The organism is Mesorhizobium sp. WSM4989 (assembly GCF_029625795.1).
In the GTDB taxonomy this organism is placed as follows: Bacteria; Pseudomonadota; Alphaproteobacteria; order Rhizobiales; family Rhizobiaceae; genus Mesorhizobium.
Genome location: NZ_JARTVN010000004.1, coordinates 50,727 through 70,783 on the forward strand (window position 1 = coordinate 50,727; position 20,057 = coordinate 70,783).

18 protein-coding genes are annotated in these 20,057 nt (G+C 58.0%); 9 read left to right on the plus strand and 9 right to left on the minus strand.

All coding sequences use genetic code 11. The annotated features are described in order from the left end of the window. Positions 1 to 73: 73 nt before the first annotated feature. Entirely contained in the window at positions 74 to 436 is a 363-nt protein-coding gene (locus tag P9217_RS27360) for a RidA family protein (protein ID WP_278055543.1), read from the plus strand. A 56-nt stretch (positions 437 to 492) separates the two neighbouring features. Here the strand turns inward: P9217_RS27360 and P9217_RS27365 are convergent, their stop codons facing one another. Next, positions 493 to 1,278, minus strand: a complete 786-nt coding sequence (locus tag P9217_RS27365; protein ID WP_278055544.1) for a GntR family transcriptional regulator — start codon at positions 1,276 to 1,278, stop codon at positions 493 to 495. 304 nt (positions 1,279 to 1,582) lie between these two features. On the opposite strand from P9217_RS27365, the gene P9217_RS27370 reads away from it, so the two are divergent. The 7 genes from P9217_RS27370 (at position 1,583) to P9217_RS27400 (ending at position 10,327) form a co-directional block, all read left to right on the plus strand. Then, positions 1,583 to 1,780 carry a tautomerase family protein gene (locus P9217_RS27370; protein ID WP_278055546.1) on the plus strand — a complete coding sequence of 66 codons (198 nt, stop codon included), beginning with the start codon at positions 1,583 to 1,585 and terminating at the stop codon, positions 1,778 to 1,780. A 226-nt stretch (positions 1,781 to 2,006) separates the two neighbouring features. Continuing rightward, on the plus strand, positions 2,007 to 2,831 hold the full coding sequence (locus tag P9217_RS27375; RefSeq protein WP_278055547.1) for a transporter substrate-binding domain-containing protein: 825 nt from the start codon (positions 2,007 to 2,009) through the stop codon (positions 2,829 to 2,831). A 133-nt stretch (positions 2,832 to 2,964) separates the two neighbouring features. Next, positions 2,965 to 4,692, plus strand: coding sequence for a dihydroxy-acid dehydratase (locus P9217_RS27380; RefSeq protein WP_278055549.1), 1,728 nt, complete (start codon positions 2,965 to 2,967; stop codon positions 4,690 to 4,692). 201 nt (positions 4,693 to 4,893) lie between these two features. Then, the gene (locus P9217_RS27385) at positions 4,894 to 6,948 is read left to right on the plus strand and encodes a hydantoinase/oxoprolinase family protein (protein ID WP_336618916.1); all 2,055 of its coding nucleotides are present in this window, start codon (positions 4,894 to 4,896) and stop codon (positions 6,946 to 6,948) included. 19 nt (positions 6,949 to 6,967) lie between these two features. Further along, positions 6,968 to 8,668 (plus strand): hydantoinase B/oxoprolinase family protein, encoded by a 1,701-nt coding sequence (locus P9217_RS27390; protein ID WP_278055553.1) that lies wholly within the window; start codon positions 6,968 to 6,970, stop codon positions 8,666 to 8,668. Then, positions 8,646 to 9,527, plus strand: coding sequence for a sugar phosphate isomerase/epimerase family protein (locus P9217_RS27395; RefSeq protein WP_347404377.1), 882 nt, complete (start codon positions 8,646 to 8,648; stop codon positions 9,525 to 9,527). Before P9217_RS27390 ends, P9217_RS27395 begins: the two co-directional genes overlap by 23 nt. After that, complete coding sequence (locus tag P9217_RS27400) at positions 9,524 to 10,327, plus strand: SDR family oxidoreductase (RefSeq protein ID WP_278055556.1); 804 nt, start codon at positions 9,524 to 9,526, stop codon at positions 10,325 to 10,327. The genes P9217_RS27395 and P9217_RS27400 overlap by 4 nt, the downstream gene beginning before the upstream one ends. Positions 10,328 to 10,387: 60 nt before the next feature. Here the strand turns inward: P9217_RS27400 and P9217_RS27405 are convergent, their stop codons facing one another. From P9217_RS27405 to P9217_RS27440, 8 genes are all read right to left on the minus strand, one after another. Next, positions 10,388 to 10,702, minus strand: coding sequence for a hypothetical protein (locus P9217_RS27405; RefSeq protein WP_278055558.1), 315 nt, complete (start codon positions 10,700 to 10,702; stop codon positions 10,388 to 10,390). A 498-nt stretch (positions 10,703 to 11,200) separates the two neighbouring features. Further along, positions 11,201 to 11,524 (minus strand): hypothetical protein, encoded by a 324-nt coding sequence (locus P9217_RS27410; protein ID WP_278055560.1) that lies wholly within the window; start codon positions 11,522 to 11,524, stop codon positions 11,201 to 11,203. Positions 11,525 to 12,162: 638 nt separating this feature from the next. After that, entirely contained in the window at positions 12,163 to 12,915 is a 753-nt protein-coding gene (locus P9217_RS27415; RefSeq protein WP_278055562.1) for a nuclear transport factor 2 family protein, read from the minus strand. 194 nt (positions 12,916 to 13,109) lie between these two features. Then, positions 13,110 to 13,535 carry an Rrf2 family transcriptional regulator gene (locus tag P9217_RS27420; protein WP_278055564.1) on the minus strand — a complete coding sequence of 142 codons (426 nt, stop codon included), beginning with the start codon at positions 13,533 to 13,535 and terminating at the stop codon, positions 13,110 to 13,112. A gap of 84 nt (positions 13,536 to 13,619) precedes the next feature. After that, entirely contained in the window at positions 13,620 to 13,796 is a 177-nt protein-coding gene (locus P9217_RS27425) for a hypothetical protein (RefSeq protein ID WP_278055566.1), read from the minus strand. Positions 13,797 to 14,325: 529 nt separating this feature from the next. Beyond that, positions 14,326 to 15,849 carry a malonyl-CoA synthase gene (locus tag P9217_RS27430; RefSeq protein WP_278055567.1) on the minus strand — a complete coding sequence of 508 codons (1,524 nt, stop codon included), beginning with the start codon at positions 15,847 to 15,849 and terminating at the stop codon, positions 14,326 to 14,328. Positions 15,850 to 15,903: 54 nt separating this feature from the next. Next, entirely contained in the window at positions 15,904 to 17,244 is a 1,341-nt protein-coding gene (locus P9217_RS27435) for a malonyl-CoA decarboxylase (protein ID WP_278055568.1), read from the minus strand. 246 nt (positions 17,245 to 17,490) lie between these two features. Beyond that, the gene (locus tag P9217_RS27440) at positions 17,491 to 18,168 is read right to left on the minus strand and encodes a GntR family transcriptional regulator (protein WP_278055570.1); all 678 of its coding nucleotides are present in this window, start codon (positions 18,166 to 18,168) and stop codon (positions 17,491 to 17,493) included. A 310-nt stretch (positions 18,169 to 18,478) separates the two neighbouring features. Between P9217_RS27440 and P9217_RS27445 the strand changes: the two genes are divergently transcribed. Beyond that, complete coding sequence (locus P9217_RS27445) at positions 18,479 to 19,999, plus strand: ABC transporter substrate-binding protein (protein ID WP_278055572.1); 1,521 nt, start codon at positions 18,479 to 18,481, stop codon at positions 19,997 to 19,999. Positions 20,000 to 20,057 lie beyond the last annotated feature (58 nt).

The window sequence follows — 20,057 nt, forward strand, 5'->3', positions numbered from 1 at the left end:
TGATTTTCGCTGAACAGGCTCCCGCGAGAACCGACAACACCGAGATTGTCCCCGGCCAAAAAAAGGATTCGTCATGCCCATCACCCGCCATCAAATCGGCACCCGCATGAGCCAAGCGGTGATTTGCAACGGAATTGCCTTCCTGGCCGGACAGGTTGCCCACGGAGCCCGCGGCGCTTCGGTTCACGAGCAGACGCTCGATATCCTTGCGCGCATTGATGCTTTGCTCGCGGAGATCGGAACCTCGAAGGACCGCCTCCTTTCGGCCACCGTCTGGCTGGCCGACATTGCGACGTTCAACGAAATGAACGCTGTTTGGGACGCTTGGGTCTCCAAGGGAAACACGCCGGCGCGAGCATGCGTGGAAGCTCGATTGGGTTCGCCTGATTTCACGGTTGAAATCATGGCAACGGCGGCCTGCGGAGCCAACGCCTAGGCGGATCAATCGGCTGGCGGCTGCATCGGCGGCCGCCAGGAGAAGAAACGCTGCAGCTAGTCGCCTTCTCTGGCGAGACGCATTTCCGATGCGACGCTGCGATTCAGGTATTGAACGAAGCGGCCTCTGAACTGTTCGGCGTGGAGATGTGCAGCCTGTTCGGCTGCATCGGCATCGCGCCTGACAATGGCCTCAACGATGTCCGTGTGTCCTTGGGCCAGTTTCTCGACCGTGGTGCCTCGTCGCTCGAACTCGAAATGGAAGTGGAGGATCCGGCGCCCCTCATCCAAAAGACGCTGGTAGGCAGCCGTGAAATATCTGTTTCGTCCGGCCCGCGAGACCGCCATGTGGAACGCATAGTTGGCCTCAATCATCGGCAGCGAGTCCCCGGTCTCCAGGCTGACCCCCGCGGCCTCTTCGTAACCCCGCTGGGTGGCGACCAACGTTTCGATGTCTTTCTCGGTTCGGAAATGAGCCGCTGAACGATGGGTGACACGCTGCAATAGGTCGAGCGCGTCGAGAAAATCGGGTATCGCCTGTATATCGAGCGGCGCGACGATCGTGCTTCGGTTGGGCAAGATTTGAACAAGGCCCTCGCTGGAAAGACGCACAAGCGCCTCACGAATTGGCGAACGAGAAAGGTTGAACCGCTCGCTAAGCCGGACCTCATCCAAGGCTGCCCCAGGATTTATCTTAACCCGCAGAATGTCTTGGCGGAGCTGCAGGTAGACGCGGCTGCTGCCGGTTTCCTTCTTCGGCCCGTCATCAGTAGTGCCGTTCGCAGTCGTCTCCTTGGCATGCGCTCCTTTGGTGCTGCGCTTGCCGCGAACGCTCTGATCCATATTCTAAGCCTTTGATTTTGCTCGGGCCAGGCGTCGCCAAACTACCACGTTGTCCGAAGCGCGTAAGTCAAACATCACCTCCTCATTCTACATATTGCATGCGGAATGTCGACGCGCTTTCGAAATTCAGCAAGGACTAAATGCACGGGGAACCAAGGCATTTGGCCAAAGGCTGCCCTTCCTACGATTGCGCGCTGCCGAATATGCCATTGACATCGGCGACCTAATGTCTATAGTTTGTCGACAATAGATATGCATAAGGCGAACAGCGCCTTGCGCTGCGGCCCCTCGGGGAGAGAAAGCGATGCCCAACGTGCGCATTGAAATGCTTGCTGGCCGCAGCCGGGAACAGAAACGAGAGCTGGCAGAAGTGTTTACGCGCGAGATGGCTCGCATAGCGAACTGCAAGCCTGAAGCAGTGCACGTAGTGTTTGCAGATGTCGATCGGAGCGACTGGGCGATCGGCGGAGCGCTGACGGATGAGCCTTCCGCTCGCAAATAAGGCTCGGCACGGTCATAGCGAACGCTTGGAAAACCGCCGCTTCTTCGGCCGTCGTTAAGGCCAATTGGAGCGGCCCGGGCAGGCCCGATGCACCGGCGCCCGGAAGGAATGTCCACTCTTGCAAAGAGCAGAAAGGAGGCGCGTCAACCTGGCAACCGATGTTGCAAGCCGACCAATTACCCTAACAGCAGACCAACCTAACAGCCGAAAGAATGGGAGTAGCGAAATGAAAATTGGGAACCTCGTTAAGTCGATCATGGCCGCGGCGTTCATCGCGGGAACTGCGATGTCTGTCGCCAAGGCAGATTCCGAATCCGGCTACTGGCAGGATATCCAGAAGAGCGGCACGCTTCGCTGCGGTGCCGCGGTGGCGCCGCCTCACGTTATCCGCGATCCGCAAACCGGGGAGTTCAGCGGCACGTTCGTCGACCTTTGCAAGCAGTTCGCCGATGTCCTCGGCGTGAAGGCGCAGATGGTGGAGACATCCTGGGACAACATCGTAGCCGGCCTGCAGGCGAACCGCTGGGACATGTCGATGGCCCTGAACCAGAACCCCAAGCGCGGCATGGCCATCGCCTTTAGCGAGCCTGTCGTCCAGTTTCAGGTCAGCGGCATCTATGACAAAGCCAACCCGAAGTTCGCGACGCCTCCGAAGTCGCTAGCCGATCTCGACAAGGCAGGGACGACGATCATCATCATGTCGGGCACTTCGATCGACGGCACGCTGACGCCGCAGATCAAGAACGCCACGATCCTCCGGCTGCCCGACATTGACGCGACCCGCCTCGCCCTCTCCTCGCATCGCGGCGACATCCTAATGGACGACGGCGACAGCAACGCGCTCTTCGCGGCCACTGCAAAGGACCGTTGGGCCACGCTCTTGCCGAACCCCGCGATCTCGAAGCAGGGCATCGCTTTCGGTCTGCGCCGCTCCGCGTCTTACGCCGACATCCAGGCCCTAAACTACTTCATCACCGAGAAGAACGCGATCGGCGAGATCGACAAGATCGCGCAGGGCTACGTCGACAAGCTGGCCTCCCAAGGCAAATAATGGCTGGCAATGCGGCAGCGCCCGGCGGTGCTGCCGCATTGCGGAATTCTCAGACGTTACTTAGCCGGTAGGAAAAGAGGGCCAATCCTCCGGCCGCGCATTACGGATCAGGCCCTGCGGGATGGAGAGTGTCATGGCTAGCGAGAAGCCCCCCCTGCGTAGCGAAGCTTGGTTCAAGCGCATCGACAATACTGGCTACGAGCATCGGACGCACCTCAAGGCGCGAGGTGCGCTGCCTGACATGTTCGAGGGCAAGCCAGTGATCGGCATCGCCAACTCGGCTTCCGACCTGGTCCCTTGCAATGCCCATCTGACTGGCCTCGCGGAATGGGTCGCGAAAGGCGTTCTTGAGGCGGGCGGCTTCCCATTGATCTTCTCGACGATGTCTATCGGCGACTCGATCATGCGTCCGAGCGGTATGCTGTTTCGAAACATGATGAGCATGGAGCTCGAAGCGACCCTGCGCGCCAATCCCCTCGATGGCGTCGTGCTCCTCACAGGTTGCGACAATACCGCCCCCGCTTACATGATGGGCGCCGCAAGCGTCGATCTTCCCACCATCGTGGTTCACGGTGGCGGCATGATCAACGGCAAGGTCGGCGTACGACAGGTCGGGTCTGGCTCCGACATCTTCCGGATGCATGGCGAGTACAAGGCGGGCCGGATGACCAAGCAGGCTTTCCTGGACTCCGAATACGGAATGTCGCGCAGCAACGGCCATTGCAACACGATGGGTACTGCTACGACGATGGGATGCCTGGCGGAAGCGCTTGGCCTGAGCCTGTCAGGATCGGCAGCTATCCCTGCGGTAGACGGACGCCGCAAAGGCTCGGCACAGCTGTCGGGGCGCCGGATCGTGGAGATGGTGAGGGAAGATCTGACCTTCTCAAAGGTCGTGGACCGCCGCGCCCTGGAGAATGCAATCCGAGTCAATGCTGCGCTCGGCGGCAGCACCAACGCGATCATCCATCTGACTGCCTTGGCGGGCCGACTTGAAATCCCGCTGACCTTGGAGGACTTCGAAGAGAACTGCCGCTCGATCCCGCTCCTCGCCAACATCGTGCCCAATGGCAAGTTCCTGGTGGAGGAATTTTACTCGGCGGGCGGACTGCCTGCCCTCATAGCTTCGCTCGGCGAGCGTCTGAATCTGGATGCGATTACCGTCAGCGGAAGGTCGCTGCGCGAGGACATTGGCGATGCGACGACGCTCGACGAGGAGATCATCGCGCCCTTTGACAGGCCTGTCAAACCGCAAAACGCGCTTCGCGTCCTCAAGGGAAACCTTGCCCCCAGTGGCGCGGTGATCAAGCCGTCGGCCGCCAGCCCGAACTTGCTGAAGCACACCGGACGCGCAGTCGTGTTCGAGTCGGTAGAAGACCTCGACAAGCGAATTGACGATCCGGCCTTGAACATAGACGAGACCTGCGTGCTGGTGCTCAAGGGTATCGGTCCGAGGGGATATCCCGGGATGCCGGAACTCGGCAACATCCGCCTGCCTGCCCATTTGCTGGCCAAGGGCGTGACAGACATGGTCCGGGTGTCGGACGGACGCATGAGTGGCACCGCATATGGAACGGTCGTTCTTCACGTGGCTCCGGAGTCATCGATCGGCGGGCCGCTCTCGCTGGTGCGCGATGGCGACATGATCTCGCTTGACGTGACAGCCGGGTCGCTGACCCTCGAGGTACCGGAAGATGAATTGGAGCGCCGCCGTTCGGACAAACCCACGGGGATAGCTAACCCGAAACGCGGTTATGAGCGCCTGTTCGTCGATCACGTGCTGCAGGCAGACAAAGGTCTGGATTTCGACTTCCTGGTGGGCCGCAGCGGCAGTGCCGCGCCAACGCGGCGACCATTCTAGAGTCCCCGGCGCGATTCCCTCCAGGGCGACGGCGGCTTTTACGCCAAGTGACCCGGCAGTGCTCCGCCCGACTGCCACCAACGTCGACACGAGTTGAACAAGACTCACGTTGACAGAGTAAGGTTTTTTCTGCATATCTTTTGTCGACATGAGATCGACTTATTGTGGAGGAATGGTTCTATGAGGCATGGCCGGATTGGAGTGGACATCGGCGGCACCTTTACAGACCTGGTCCTTTTGGACAGTGAGGGACAAACCTTTTTCACGAAGGTGTCTTCGACCCCTGCGGCGCCAGAAGACGCGGTGCTGACGGGCACGCAGCTCATCCTCGAGCAGGCAGGCCTGGGCGTAAGTGCGGTCACGGAAGTTCTCCACGGTACCACCGTGGGCTCCAACACCCTACTCCAGAAGGCCGGGGCCAAGACCGGACTGATCACGACCAAGGGTTTTCGAGACGTTCTGGAGATCGGCCGCGTGCGAACGCCTTCGATGTTCGACCTCACTTGGACCAAGGCCGAACCGCTGGTCACCCGTCGCTACCGTCGTGAAGTCGACGAACGCGTCAGTGCCTCGGGCGAAATCCTGAAGCCCGTGGACGTGGAAGACGTGATCGCGATCGGCCGCGACTTCGAGGCCGAGGGCATCGAGTCGGTAGCGATCTGCTTTCTCAACTCGTACCGGAATCCGGAAAACGAGAGGAACGCGCTGGAGGCGTTCAGCAAAGCCTTCCCATCCATCTGGGTCACCGCATCCGTCACAGTGCTGCCTGAGATCCGTGAATACGAGCGGACGTCGACCACGGCGGTCAATGCCTACGTTTTACCGGCGCTCCGGCGGTATCTTACCAGTCTCGAGAACGGCCTCCGCGGGCTAGGCGTGAAGGCGCCGCTGCTGGTGTCCAACTCGAACGGGGGGCTCTCGACGGCCGCGCTAGCGCAGGAGAAGCCAGTCTTCTTCATCTCGTCGGGCCGCTCGGCGGGCGTCGTCGGCGGCGGACGCCTAGCAAGCTCGATCGGCGAGCAGGATCTGGTGGTGTTCGACATGGGCGGCACCACTGCCTCTGCGTCCTTGATCCACGAAGGCCAGCTTACCCGCACGAACGAATACGAGTTTCGGGCGGGGATCTCGACCCCCAGCCGGTTCATCAAAGCCGGCGGCTATCTGATGCGCGTGCCCACTGTCGACGTGGCGGAAGTGGGTAGCGGGGCAGGATCCATCGCCTGGCTGGACTCCGGCAACCTCCTGCATGTCGGGCCTGTCTCCGCCGGTGCGTTTCCGGGGCCCGCCTGCTACGGCAAGGGAGGCGAACGGCCGACTGTTACCGACGCTAACGTCGCGCTGGGGTTCTTGCCCGACACGCTCGCCGGCGGCAGCCTCAAGCTCGATGTAGAGGACGCGCGTGGGGCGATCCGCCGTGATATCGGCGATCAGCTTGGCCTTACCGTCGAAGAGGCGGCGATCGGTATCCGTGAGATCGTCAACGTCAACATGGCTCGCGCCATTCGCGCTGTTACGGTCGAGCGCGGCGTCGATCCTCGCGATTTTACGCTGCTTGCTTTCGGCGGGTCGGGCCCCGTTCACGCATGCGACCTCGCTCGCACTCTCGGCATTCGTCGCGTGCTGTTCCCGCGGGCCCCTGGTGTGTTCACCGCCATGGGTATGCTTGCAGGCTCCGTCGAACGCTATTTGATCGAGAGCATGCCCGGCGCACTGCATGAGGCCAAGCCGGGGAACGTCGCCGAGGCAGTGGAGCGGCTGAAGGCGGAGGCGACCGAGGCGCTGGCGGAGGAAGGCTATAGCGCCGATCAGATCGGGTGGGAGTTCGAACTCGACCTCCGCTACAGAGGCCAGGACTCCGAGCTGCAGATCGGGCTGGACGATACAACGGCCTTCGACCCCGTGGCGACCCGAGAGGCGTTCCTGAGGGCTTATCGATCCATGTACGGGTACGCGTCATCGGATGATGTCGACATCGTAAACCTGCGGCTTAGGGCCCGCGGGATAAGCGCAGAGAGCCTCGACTTCACCGCGCTCAAGTCGGAGCAGCTCGTCACGGCAAATGCCGCGGCCAATTGCCGCCGCGTCTACTTCAGCCGCGAGAGCGGATGGATCGACACTCCGGTGATCGATCGATCGGCATTGCGCGACTCGATTTCTGGACCCGTGATCCTGCAGAGCGTGGACACCACGATCGTCGTCCCGCCCGAAGCTAGTGCCGCGCTGGATGACGCTGGCAATGTCGTCGTCACACTCTGAACGGATGGGAGCCCGCGTCATGACTTTTCCGAAGAACGAAAGAAAAATCGACCCCATCACCTTCGCGGTGATCAAGAGCGCACTCGACACCATCGTCGACGACATGGCCTACGCTGTGATGCGCACAGCCCGCTCACCGATCGTGCGCGACGTGCTCGATTACTCGGTGACAATGTGCGACCGACAGGGGCGCATCATGTCCCAGGCCAAGACCGTCGCCCTTCACCTCGGGGCGGTGCCGGATGCCATGGAAGTGGTCCTCGCGAAGTTCAAGGGTGACCTGCATCCCGGAGACGTGGTGGTCCTCAACGACCCCTACCAAGGGGGAATGCACCTTCCAGACATCTTCATGTTCAAGCCGATCTTCCATCGAGACGAACTGCAGGGCTTCTCGATCGTCGTCGCTCATCACTGCGACGTGGGAGGACGCGTTCCTGGGTCCAATGCGAGCGACTCCACCGAGATCTTCCAGGAAGGCATCCGCATCGCGCCGATGAAGCTCTACGACCGCGGCGTTCCGAACCGCACGCTTCTGACTATCATCGAAAAGAATGTCCGCCTACCCGATCTGGTGATCGGCGACCTCGAGGCTCAATACGCCACGTGCAACATCGGCGAGCGCGAGCTGTTGAAGCTGTTCAACCGATACGGCGCCGACGACTTCAACATCTATCTCGACGAGCTCATCGACTATGGCGAGAAGCTCACGAGGAACGCGATCAGCAGTTGGCCAGACGGAGACTACGAGTTCACCGACTACATAGACGGTGACGGCTTCGATCTGGCGCCGATCCCGATCAAATGCCGGATCACCGTCAAGGGCGACCATCTCGCGGTCGATTTCGACGGTTCATCGCCCCAGGTGCGCGGCGCGATCAACTCGACCTTGTCATTCGTCAAGTCGGCGACTTACCTCAGCGTTCGCTGCGCCCTTGAGGCCGAAGTCCCCAACAACGCCGGCGTCTACCGCTGCATCGACGTGACTGCGCCAGAGGGTTCCATCCTCAACCCGCTTATGCCTGCGCCCGTCGCAGCGCGAGCTCTCACTGGCTACCGCGTTGTCGACACGGTCATGGGCGCACTCGCGCAGATCGCGCCGAAGCGAATGATGGCGGCTGGCGAAGGCGGCAACACCGTGATCGCGATCGGCGGGTACGACGCCGACCGACAGCCGTTCGTGCTGGTCGACATGATCAACGGAGCCTGGGGCGGCCGATTCAACCAGGACGGCATCGAAGGGGTGACCAATCCCTCCCAAAACATGTCGAACCTCCCTATCGAGACCCTGGAAGCGCGTTACCCCATCCGCATGGAAGAATACTCGCTGCGGGCCGATTCCTGTGGAGCCGGAAAGTACCGGGGCGGTCTGGGACTTACACGTCAGTACAGATTGCTTGCGGATGAAGCTATCCTGCAGGTCCGTGCCGACCGTACAGACCACGCTCCGTATGGCCTGTTTGGCGGCAAGCCGGGCTCCAACTCGCGCAACATCCTGAACCCGGACAGCAGTGGGCGAGAGGAACTACCGGGAAAGGTAACGCGCACCGTCCACGCTGGTACGGTGATCCGCCATGAGCAGGCCGGAGCCGGAGGCTACGGCCCACCTGAAGAGCGGAGCATGGCAGCGGTGGAAGCCGACCTGCACGATGGAAAGATCACGCCGGAATACGCCGCAAAGCACTATGGCGTCGTCCCAGTTGAAGGAGCCGCAAATGGCTGACCTTTCGCGTTTCGCCATCAATCAGATAACGACCTACAAATGGTCGATGGCCGAAGCCATCGACGGCTACGCGAAGCAGGGCGTCGGGGGAATAGCCTGCTGGCGCCAGTATCTCGACGAATATGGCGTTCAACAGACTGCCCGTCACCTGCGCGATGCGGGCTTATGGGTAGCGTCGCTCTGTACCAGTGCCTGGCTCAACGCCGACACCGAGGCCGATTTCGAGGCTGCGATCGACGAGAATCGACGCATCCTCGACAACGCCGCGGCGATCGGCGCGCCTTGCGTCGTCATGGTAGTGGGAGGGCTGCCCAAGAACTCCAAGGATATCGCAGGCCAGAGATCGAGGGTACGCGACGCGCTGCACACCTTGGCGCCCCACGCACGTTCAGTTGGGGTGAAACTCGGCCTGGAGCCGCTTCACCCGATGTATGCCGGCGATCGATCGGTGCTGAATTCCATCAGGGAAGCTAATGACCTTTGCGACGAACTCGGCGACGAGGCGGCAGGGCTTGTCCCCGACGTCTATCATTGTTGGTGGGATAGCGCTTTCGAGCGGGAGCTGCGTCGGGCTGGTCCGAAGCGCATCCTTACCTTCCACTACTGCGATTGGCTGGTGCCCACCCGCAACATGCGCGATCGCGGCATGGTCGGCGATGGCGTGGTCGACATTCCGCGGATACGAGGCTGGTTGGACGACATCGGCTATGCAGGCGTTTTCGAACTCGAGATCTTTTCAGAACTCGATTGGTGGACGAGGCCGGGCGAAGAGACCGTCCGCATCGGGATCGAACGCTGCGCTCCTTATGTCGGCCAGGTCCCGTCATCTCTCAAAAAAAGAAAAAGGGTTTTGCCATGAGCGCGTCTTCTCAGCCTTGCAACATCAAGCCTGTGGTGGTCGTGACGGGCGGTGCAAGCGGAATCGGGGAGGCGACCGTGCGCCGCTTCGTTGCCGGGGGTTGGAGGGCCGTAGTGGCCGATATCAACGATACCCAAGGCAAGTCGGTTGCCGCCGAACTGGTCAAATCAGGGGCTGACGTTGTCTATCGCCACCTCGATGTTTCAGACGAGGCCGCGGTAACGAAATTCGCCGACGAAATATGGTCTAGCCACGGACCCGTCGCGTCCTTGGTCAATTCCGGCGGAATTCTCCAAAATGCCGTTCGCGTGACAAAAATGGAGATCGCGGAATTCGACCGGATCATCGACATCAACGTCCGCGGCTCCTTGCTGGTCGGCCGCGCTTTTGGCGAACGGATGGCCGAGATCGGTAGCGGTTCGATCATCAACCTCTGCTCGCTGACGTCATTCCGCCCGTCGCCGCAACCCGCATACGGCGTCAGCAAGGCGAGCATGGTGACGTTGACCGAGATCATGGCCGCCGAACTCGGTCCCCAAGGCGTCCGCGTAAATGCCGTCGCCCCCGGCTACACCATGACGCCCGCTATGCGGGAGCGGATCAACCGTGGCGAACGCAATCCGGACATGGTGATTTCGAAGTCAGCCATTCCGCGCTTCGTCGAGCCGTCTGACGTAGGCGAGGCAATCTTCTTCCTGTGCTCGCCGGCTGCGTCCGCCATTACGGGTGTCGTGCTTCCGATCGACTGCGGGTGGCTGGTCTATTCGGCCTATACGGCCTTCGCGACACAACCCGCCTAAGCGGTTTTCCCGTTGGAGATGGCTCCGTCCTAGAGAGCGAAGCCAATTGCAGGCTACACATCAAGCCGACTTCGAACCCGACTCAGGGCTTCGGGTTGGCAAGCAAGCCAAAAGCTCAGCTTGCATTTCACGAGAGATGCTGAGGCCTTCCTGAGCAGTCTTGCCGCGTGCGCGATAGCGACGTGAAGACGGCAAACGGACACCTGGATTGTCGCGGGCGAGACCCTCAAGCCAGTTGTCCGCGTCTTTGACGTTGGTTTTGTCAGCTGAGAACCAGTCAGCGTCTATCGCAATCATCAGATATCCGCCAAGAAGCGGACCACCATCCCTTTTGTCGATCTCCAAAGAGGCTTTGCTGGTGAGGTCTCCGATCATCGGCCCGCGAGGAGTTCGATCATCATTCCGATCGACGCGCGCTTGTGTCCGCCGAACGGAAGAATCGCTCCTGCCAGAGCTCGCCATCGACTCCCTTACGCGGGTATCGATTCGATCTCGTAGGCCGGAGCTGGAGCCCTTCGCGAAGACGGCCGCGGGAGTCGCCTGCGCCAGCCCAGTCGACAATAGCAGACCGAAAATGTTGACGTAGCAGCCGCGACGCGGTTCCACCGGATGGTAGAAGGAGGCAGCAAGCGCGCAGCTCACTCCATCGTTTATCCCCCGCCTGCGTCGATTGATCGGACAAACAGAACCGGCGTGATCGCAACCGAGCCTGGAGCCCGAGTGCCCAGCAAGAGACAAGTATCCCCAACTTGGGCGACGAGTTGAAAAGCTGATCCCGTATCACCAACAAATGTTCAATCAGTCCGCAACAGTTTGGTGGTTTCGATGTATCCCCTGATGTCTTGCTCCGTCATTGGAAGTGTCAGGCCGATTTTACCACGATGAAACAGGAAAATAACCACGAGAGGCCATCTCTAAGACATAAATCATCATCTTTTCATCATCAATTTTGCGCAAATAGTCACTGTGGGTGCGATTCGTCTTTCCTGCGTGCTTGGTAAATGCATAGCCGAGAACCGAGAAATCCCCGAACATGATGAACGGGTGGCCCTTCGCCGCAGCCCAACCGTTCAGTTCCCCCTTCACCTTTTGTGCCATGAGGTTGAACAACTCATAGCCACCACGATCCACGACATCCATCGTCGCCAGACCAGCGGCACAAGCGAGTGGATGGCCGTGGTGCGTTCCCGACATCATGACCTGGTTGTCCTTCGAGAACTTGGAAAACGCGCCGCTGACCGCCGACGACTCCGATCGGCACCGCCCCCGATTATCTTACCGAATATGGTCAGGTCGGGGTCGATGCCGTAATTGCTTTGCAGGCCCCGAAGGTCGCGCGCAAGGTGATGATCTCATCAAAGATCAGCAACATCCCGAGTTCGCTTGTGAGATCGAGCAATTGACGGACGAATTCGTGCTCGAGGTAAACGATCCCCCCGCACACGATTGGAGCTCGAGGATGATGCAGGCGATATCTCCCGCCTGACGTCTCAGAATGCTTTCGCACGATTGGAAGTCGTTCTGTACTAGCGTCACGATGGCGGCAACGGCTGCGCCTCTCTCGTGCGGCGGCCATGCTCGCGGACGGCCTCTCCGTTCAAACGGTCTCACACAAACTGGGCTACAGCACGACCTCCGCACCTCCGCGTTCATCGCAATATTTGCAAGGTGCGGTAGGTACGACGGTACGACACCGAACGTTTTCCGAGGTCGTTTGCGGAGCAGGACGAAGGCTTGCGGTGATCCGAACGGACCGCTGCCCAGGCAATGGGCAGATGGTTGGGCCAGTAACCAACAACAGGCGTCGAGCAGGCGGAGGCGCCGCCCCCCACCTGTCAGAACTTGCCGTTCTGGTTTTTCCATTCAGCCTTCGCGGGGATCGGTTCGATCGTGTCGGCGATCTTGCCGTTCTGAACCCGGAACAGGTCATAAAACGATGTCGGCTTACCAGCGAATTTGCCTTCGCTCACAGTGAGGACAAAATCGCCCTTGCCCAGCACCTTGTGGACCGTGTCGTACTTCATGGTTATGCCCGCTTCGGCCATCGCCTTTAGGGCAGCACCCAGCCCCGAGAGGCCGTCGCCGATCTGTGGGTTATACTGCGTGTAGTTGTCTCCGTGGAAATAGCCAGAAAGCTTCTCCATGCGGCCGTTAACGAGAATGTCGTCAACGAAAGCCGCAACCAAAGTCCTGTTCGTTTCCGTCCTGTCGAGGTCCTTCGCCTCGGTCGGTCCATCGACCATCGTGTGGCCACTTGGATTGGGACCTGCGGTATCCTGAAGATTATCCCAGTGTTCGACAATCTTGCCGTGTTCGAAGCGAAAGATGTCAAAACCGACCTTCGGCCCAAAGAAATCGTAGTCGGTGTGGGCGAAAACGAACTCGCCGTCCTGGAATACTCGCACGGTATTCACCTTGGCCGACCCCTTGGGAAGAGCGGCAAGGAGTTCTGCAAAACCCTTCAAGCCGTCTGCCGCAGCCAGATTATGCTGGATGTACTTCTCGGGATTGATCACGCCGACCGGTTCGGTCGCGCCGGTTTCGATAGCCTTGAGGAGGTCGACGACCTGTATTTCTTGTGTGGTCATTTTTGTCTCCGTTGCATGACGTGCGATAGGGTTCAGCCCACCTGTGAGGGGAAGGATTGCCACCGTCGCAAGCACGAGGTGGCGTGCGAATCGAGCTGCCATAATATTTAACCATTTCTGTCGCAGACAAATGTGTATCTATATCTATTACATATCTACGCAAAGGGGTGCCGCGCGAAAAATCAGATTTTCCCTCAAGCGGCTGAGTTGATGGTGGAAATATCGCTCGCAAGGTCAGCTAAGGTCGTGCGCGCCAGCTCGCGCTCCATCGCCTGTTCCATATCGGCGATATGACCTTGCAGAACCTTGTTGATGTGCCGGCCGACCGGACATTGAGGGTTCGGTTCCTGATGAAGCGGGAAAATAACGACGTCTTCGTCGATTGCCTTGTGCACGTCGAGCAGCGTGATCGAGGAACCGGCTCGGGCCAGCAATGCGCCGCCGCCACTTCCCATCTGAGAGGTCGTCAATCCAGCCTTGGCCAGTTGCGAAAGGAGGCGGCGGATCAGCGTCGGATTGGTGTTGACACTCAACGCGATCAGCTCCGACGAAGCGGGCGAACCTTCTTGTGACTGGAGAAAGGTCAGGATGTGCGTGGCAACTGCAAAGCGGGTATTCAATGGCGACCTCAATATGTGCTTTATACAGGCACACATTGGACATACGCAAGTCAGCACGCAGCCGTGCGGATAAACGCCTGCCTATCAAATATCCGCAACGCTGACCTCAGCGTCGCCACTTAGGAGATCCGGGCGTTGGGCCCGCAATATCTCGATCGAGGGAAAGGTGCTGTCGAGCTGAAGCTGGAAAACGCGCGCGACGCCGTCCTCGTCGTGCCGCTTTATCATCTCGTACATTTCACAGTGCTCTTCGGAGACCATCGAAAAATGTCCTTATAACGGGAACGCTTGACGTCTCACGCGATCGGGTTGGCCAGCCGCACTGTGAATCGCCAGCCAAGCATCTGGAAACCCGGTTCTTTCGGAAAGTATCGCGAAAATACCTGTTCACAGCGCACCCATCCTCGATATCGGTATGGACGTACCGGTGGGCGCCTGCAGCAACAAACATCAGAACTGATAACGACACACTTCAGCTGACCGAGTGGTCAAACGGGTGGGGAACGGGTTCGTCAAAATGCCAACTAAAAAACTGACCTTAGACCGTGGCGAGGCACTGGCCTATATTAGCGCCAGCCTAAATGAACTTTACCAGATAGCTGCCTCTCATCGATTGCATCTGGTCGGATACCTCCTAGGCATGGCCTACATCGAATCCTACGATATGGTCAGGAAGGAACGCGCCCATTGTCGAAACAAAGTTGCGGATCCCGGAACGACTTCCGCGCCGAATTGAGCGCTGCGATAGCTGTCATTGTGAGCACCGCGCTTATAAGAGGACACCAATAATCTACACTGCGGCAGTATCTAGGTACAGATCTTTGAACTTGTCGCGAAGAACATTTTTTTGGACTTTCCCCATTGCGTTTCTCGGCAGTTCGTCAATGAAGACGATACGTTTGGGAATTTTGAACTTAGCAAGTCGATTTTGAACCGCCGCCAGGACATCGTCCTCCGCGATATTCGCCCCTAGGCCGCGAACAACGACCGCCGTTACGCCTTCCCCAAAATCTGGATGAGGCACCGCAATAACGGCGCTTTCAACCACGCCGGGGAGTGTATCAATCTCCTTTTCAACTTCTTTGGGATAGACGTTAAAGCCCCCTGTTATGACGAGATCCTTATCGCGCCCCAAGATGTGAAGGTACCCACGTTGGTCAATCTTACCAAGATCGCCAGTGATGAAGTATCCGTCCGGTCGCATTTCCGCTGCCGTCTTCTCGGGCAAACGCCAATATCCCGCGAAGACATTCGGACCTTTAACCTCGATCATGCCGATTTCATCGTTGCCAACCGAGGCGCCGTTGCCAGGATTGGTGATCCTGATCGACACTCCTGGAAGAGGAGGTCCGACTGTTCCGGCCACACGTAGGCCATCGTAGGGGTTGGACGTATTCATGTTGGTTTCTGTCATCCCATAGCGCTCGAGAATGGCGTGGCCAGTGCGGCGCTGCCACTCGACGTGGGTTTCCGCAAGTAGAGGCGCCGAACCCGAAACAAAGAGCCGCATGCCAGACACGACACTATCGAGGCGGGGGCTCTGCAGGAGCCGCACGTAGAATGTCGGCACCCCCATTAGAACCGTTGCCTCCTTCATCAAGTCGATGATGAGATCCGGGTCGAATTTCCTGAGAAACCGAATTGCCGCGCCGGAGAGAAGCGAGACGTTAATCGCCACGAATAGGCCGTGCGTATGGTAGATCGGGAGCGCGTGAATGAGGACGTCCTGCTCCGTAAAGGCCCATGCATCGACAAGCGTTAGCGCGTTGGATAGCAAATTCCCATGCGTGAGCATCGCACCTTTCGATCGTCCGGTCGTGCCCGAGGTATAAAGTATGGCCGCCAGGTCGTCCGCCTCCCGAATAACCGTCGGGAACGCGTAGGACGCCACACTCGAGGCTTCAAACAAGCTCCCCCGTCCATCTGCAGCAAGCGTCTCTATTTGTGCGCCTACCCGCCCAACAATCTGCGCTAGCGATCGTTCGTGCGAAGGGTCGCAGATGAAGAGAGCCGGTTCAGCGTCCAGAACGAAGTACTTTACCTCATAATATGTGTAGGCAGTGTTCAAGGGCAGGAAAACAGCACCGGCACGGAGCGTCGCCAGATAAAGACAAACCGCCATGACAGACTTTTCGACCTGCACCATTACCCGGTCGCCTGGGCGGACCCCTCGCTCAACGAGAACGTTTGCTATCTGCCCCGAAAGTCTTACCAGGTCCTCATAGGTGTAGACGCGTCCTTTGGTATCATCGATCGCAACACTCTCGGCATTGCAAATATGACCCTGGAAATAAGAGAAGAGATTTCCGTTCATTTCAACTCCAACAGGCGTCGTATGCGGCTCATTCAGCCGGTAGTGATGAGATGGTTATTTCAAAGGTTCGAGAAGCTTGCGAATGTGCGGTGCAGCGACGATCTCGCCTCTCTCCGCGAAGGCCTCGTGGTTCGCCTCGATATCGGCGAGATGGTAGACGTAGTTGACCATCACGCCGTGGGATTGCACGAGACCCTTTTCGGAGCGGTCGCCGAGAATATTTATGCTTTCGAGCCGTGCTCCATTGCTCAAATGAAACTGAGCCACAGGGTCGATCGTTCGCCCATTCGAATCTCGTGAATCCAAGTAATAGCGAGCGGCCATCCGCATTATGTGAGGCCCGATGTTCTCCACCACCTGCTTGTCGTCGGACCAGGTGGGGTTCTCTAGTGCATCCAGCGGGCCGCACTGATTACTACCGCTGGCCGCCTGAGTTGCCAGCCATTTGGAGAAACGGGGAGCGGGCGACAATGTCGCGAAATGCTTGAGGTTAGGCAATTCCGCTTTGAGGTCTTGCACGACCTGCTTGATCAGGAAATTTCCGAACGAGACGCCCCTCAATCCCGTCTGGGTGTTCGAAATCGAATAGAATACGGCGGTTGTCGCATCTCTTTCCAGCACGAACTCCCGCTCAATCTGCAGTAGGGGCTGAATGTGCCGCGGCATCTCCATTGTCAACGCCACTTCTACGAAGATGAGCGGTTCGTCGACTAACTGTGGATGAAAAAATGCATAACAACGTCGGTCTGGCGGTTGCACTCGGTTCCTCAGGTCATTCCAATCTGCGATTTCGTGGACCGCCTCGTACTGAATAATCTTTTCGAGTATGTTGGCCGGTGTTTCCCAGTCGATCCGCTTCAGGACCAAAAAACCCCGGTTGAACCACGATGCGAAGAGATGCGAAAAATCCGCGTCTACCCATTTGAGTTCAGGATGTTTCTGCAAATTCTTAAGAAGATCCTCTCTCATCGCAATGAGTGACTTGGTGCCCCCTCCCGCGAGATTGATCCGCCTAAACAACTGCTGCCGTCGAGGTTCCGAAGCCGCATGGAGTGCGTATAGATGATCCGGCGACGGATCGCTCTCGATCAGGTCGAGCGCCGTTCTCAGATTCTCGATGTGGGGGCCAAAATCGTTCGCCAATCCAAGGAGAAACTCCAGGCGCTTCTGGGGCGAAGACCACTTATAGGCCGCCAGCAATTCCTCCGCGAGAGCGATGCCGGATGCCTCGCCACGACGCGAAAGCAATTCCTCCGCGATCCTTATCAGTTCCACCGAGGGGATAGGAGCTTTGGCGTGACTAGCCCGCCTCAACAACCGCCGGCTTCCGTTCGTAACGTTTTCGATAAGAGCTGCAAGGAATGACGGTGACGTACTCGGCATGTCTGCCAACATAGCGATCTCTCAAATGATAAAATGCAATATCATGTCAATCGTACACAATGTCAAACGCTTTGCATTATATCTGTGAAAGCTGAGAAGCCGCGCGTTTAAAGGCTTGATGTGCTCGATGTGCGGTGGCCGCTGCTAGGCCGTGCCGTGCAGCCATTCGATTCGCGGAAAGCCGCGAGCAGGAGTCCTTTCGCAGGAACGCCCCCGAAAATCCTAAACGGCCGCTGATGGTGATTTCAGAACAACCCGCTAATTTAGCGAGGCCGCTTCCGCCATGAAAGCAACGAGATCCTGGAACCTTTCACCTTGTATGACGACATGCGCTCTGAGCGCCGTTTCGGCTTTCGAGCTTTCGCCAGCAAAAATCGCTTCGACGATTACCTGGTGCTCAGCGAGAGAGCTGCGCATTCTATTGACCGCGCGTAGTTGAAGGCGCCGATAAGGCCTTAGCCTTCTCTGCAACATTTGGCATTGCTCGATCAGAAATCCATTGTGGCTAGCCGCATAAATCGCTTGATGAAATTCCTCGTTTTCGTAGTAGTAGGCGTCAGTATCGCCGCTAGACGCAGCGCGAACGCATTGATCCATTGCTCGTTGAAGGGTCTCCCGGTCCTCCATTCGGAGACGCATAGCGGCGAGTCGGCCCGCCATCCCTTCCAACTCGCCCATAACCTCAAACATTTGGATCAAACGATCGATCCGGACGGCTGAAACAAATGCTCCCTTATTGGGTCGCAGCTCCACCTGGCTGTCTGAAGCCAACTGAGCGAGCGCCTCGCGAACTGGAGTACGAGAAACGCCAAATCGCTTAGAAAGAGACTGCTCATCAATACGCTGACCGGGCGCAAGCACGCCAGTCAGGATATCGTTCTCGATAGCATCGCGTAGCCTCCCCGCAGTGCTCTTGGCGACTTTTTCCTCTGTCATCTGACCTCGCACGACCCATCTGATTCTCGACGCGCATATCCAGGATGCGGCCTTTCTCAGACACTTCAAATTCCTGACCACGCCAACGCACGGGGGCATCCGCCCATTTTTACCCCCCGACGGCGATCCAATACAATTATTCAGAAGCGATATGCAATCGGATTGACCTTGTGCACAATTTGTGACAGTCATACATTATGACAATCAGCAAAACAGACGCACCGGCATTGTCTCCGAAATTTTGGGATAATGACGCGGCAAAAAAACGGGCGCGTCCGAACGCAAAAAATGCTCTGGAGGAACGAAAGCCATGAGAGAGAAATGGGTTGGTTTGATGCTGGCTGCTGGTACGCTGAGTACCGCTGCTTACGTTCCGGCATACGCGGGGAAGGATGACGGCGTCGCGCACATTGTGTTAAATGGCGAAGTCGGAACATTGAACTATTATTTCGACAGCTCTCGCGAGGGGCTGATCACTGGTCTTCAAATATATGACGGCCTTGTGTATCGAGACCCAGCAAGTGGCGAGTTCAAGGGCGATCTCGCGGAATCGTGGTCTTGGCCAGACGACAAGACGATTGAATTCAAGCTGCGCAGAGGCATCAAATTCTCCAACGGGGAAGCTTTCGATGCCGACGATGTCGTGTTCACCATCAATTACATCGTCGATCCCGCGAACAAGATTGTCCTGTATGACTGGGTCAAATGGATGAAATCGGCGGAAAAGATCGATGCCTACACCGTACGGATACATCTTGCTCAACCCTATGCAATGGCGATGGCAGCCCTTAGCGGCTTCGTCCCGATGTATCCAAAGGATTACTACGAAAAAGCCGGCGTTTCCGGCATGGCCGCCATGCCAGTTGGCACCGGCCCATACAAGGTAACGTCGGTCACGCCGGGATCAGGGTACACGTTGGAGCGGAATCCGAATTATTTCGACGGCCCAAAGGCAAAGCCTGCCATCGAAAAGATCGAGATCCGGACCATTCGCGACGTAAACACCCAGCTTGCCGAGCTTATGTCCGGTAATCTCGACTTCATGTGGCAATTTCCGTCGGACGTCGCCAAGAATTTGGCCGGCGCCGGAGAATTCAATGTCACAAGCAGGCCAGGCCTTCGCGTTGGCTTTCTGGCTCTTGATGCCGCAGGTAGGACATCGGAACAAAGCCCGCTCAAGGATGTCCGCGTACGCAAGGCAATCAATTACGCAATTGACCGCAAGGGGATCGTGGAAGGTCTTCTTCAGGGCGGCTCTGAAATCATCAACAGCCTTTGCAATCCTGCACAGTTTGGCTGCGATACCCAGGTCCAGAGTTATGAATACAACCCGACCAAGGCGAAAGAGCTCCTAAAGGAGGCAGGCTACCCAGACGGCTTCAAAACCGAGATGGGCGTCTACCGCGATCGTCCGTTAGCCGAGGCAATGGTAAGCAATCTTGCTTCCGTTGGCATCAATGTGGAAACCAGCGTACTTCAGTATTCCGCGCTAACCGCTAAAAGAACCGAAGGAAAAGTTCCGATCTCTTTCCTCACTGACGGCTCAAGCTCTATTGCAGACGTCGCAGCAATTACACCGATCTACTTTGGTCTCAGCAATCAGGACTATGCACAAGATAAGGACGTCGCCGGCGATCTGCAAACCGCCGGAGCCACCGTCGATGAAGCGAAGCGCAAGGCCGCTTACTCCAAGGCATTCAATCGGATCGCAGATCAGGCGTATGTCGTTCCGCTCTGGTCCTACTCAGTGAATTATGCGCTGTCGAAAGATCTGAAGTTCGATCCAACGCCCGACGAACTTGTTCGCTTCTTTGACATGGCATGGAACTAGCCGTTCCAGAAAGTGAGCCGCCTCGCCGGCTCACCCATCTCATGACAAGGAAGGTCGC

Excerpts from the sequence above, each read along its gene's own strand:
- P9217_RS27375 (WP_278055547.1), top strand. The coding sequence starts at position 2,007 with ATGAAAATTGGGAACCTCGTTAAGTCGATCATGGCCGCGGCGTTCATC.
- P9217_RS27410 (WP_278055560.1), bottom strand. The coding sequence starts at position 11,524 with ATGATGTCGGGAACGCACCACGGCCATCCACTCGCTTGTGCCGCTGGT.
- P9217_RS27435 (WP_278055568.1), bottom strand. The coding sequence starts at position 17,244 with ATGTTGGCAGACATGCCGAGTACGTCACCGTCATTCCTTGCAGCTCTT.
- P9217_RS27415 (WP_278055562.1), bottom strand. The coding sequence starts at position 12,915 with ATGACCACACAAGAAATACAGGTCGTCGACCTCCTCAAGGCTATCGAA.
- P9217_RS27370 (WP_278055546.1), top strand. The coding sequence starts at position 1,583 with ATGCCCAACGTGCGCATTGAAATGCTTGCTGGCCGCAGCCGGGAACAG.
- P9217_RS27430 (WP_278055567.1), bottom strand. The coding sequence starts at position 15,849 with ATGAACGGAAATCTCTTCTCTTATTTCCAGGGTCATATTTGCAATGCC.
- P9217_RS27400 (WP_278055556.1), top strand. The coding sequence starts at position 9,524 with ATGAGCGCGTCTTCTCAGCCTTGCAACATCAAGCCTGTGGTGGTCGTG.
- P9217_RS27390 (WP_278055553.1), top strand. The coding sequence starts at position 6,968 with ATGACTTTTCCGAAGAACGAAAGAAAAATCGACCCCATCACCTTCGCG.
- P9217_RS27380 (WP_278055549.1), top strand. The coding sequence starts at position 2,965 with ATGGCTAGCGAGAAGCCCCCCCTGCGTAGCGAAGCTTGGTTCAAGCGC.
- P9217_RS27365 (WP_278055544.1), bottom strand. The coding sequence starts at position 1,278 with ATGGATCAGAGCGTTCGCGGCAAGCGCAGCACCAAAGGAGCGCATGCC.
- P9217_RS27425 (WP_278055566.1), bottom strand. The coding sequence starts at position 13,796 with ATGGTCTCCGAAGAGCACTGTGAAATGTACGAGATGATAAAGCGGCAC.
- P9217_RS27445 (WP_278055572.1), top strand. The coding sequence starts at position 18,479 with ATGAGAGAGAAATGGGTTGGTTTGATGCTGGCTGCTGGTACGCTGAGT.
- P9217_RS27405 (WP_278055558.1), bottom strand. The coding sequence starts at position 10,702 with ATGATCGGAGACCTCACCAGCAAAGCCTCTTTGGAGATCGACAAAAGG.
- P9217_RS27440 (WP_278055570.1), bottom strand. The coding sequence starts at position 18,168 with ATGACAGAGGAAAAAGTCGCCAAGAGCACTGCGGGGAGGCTACGCGAT.
- P9217_RS27360 (WP_278055543.1), top strand. The coding sequence starts at position 74 with ATGCCCATCACCCGCCATCAAATCGGCACCCGCATGAGCCAAGCGGTG.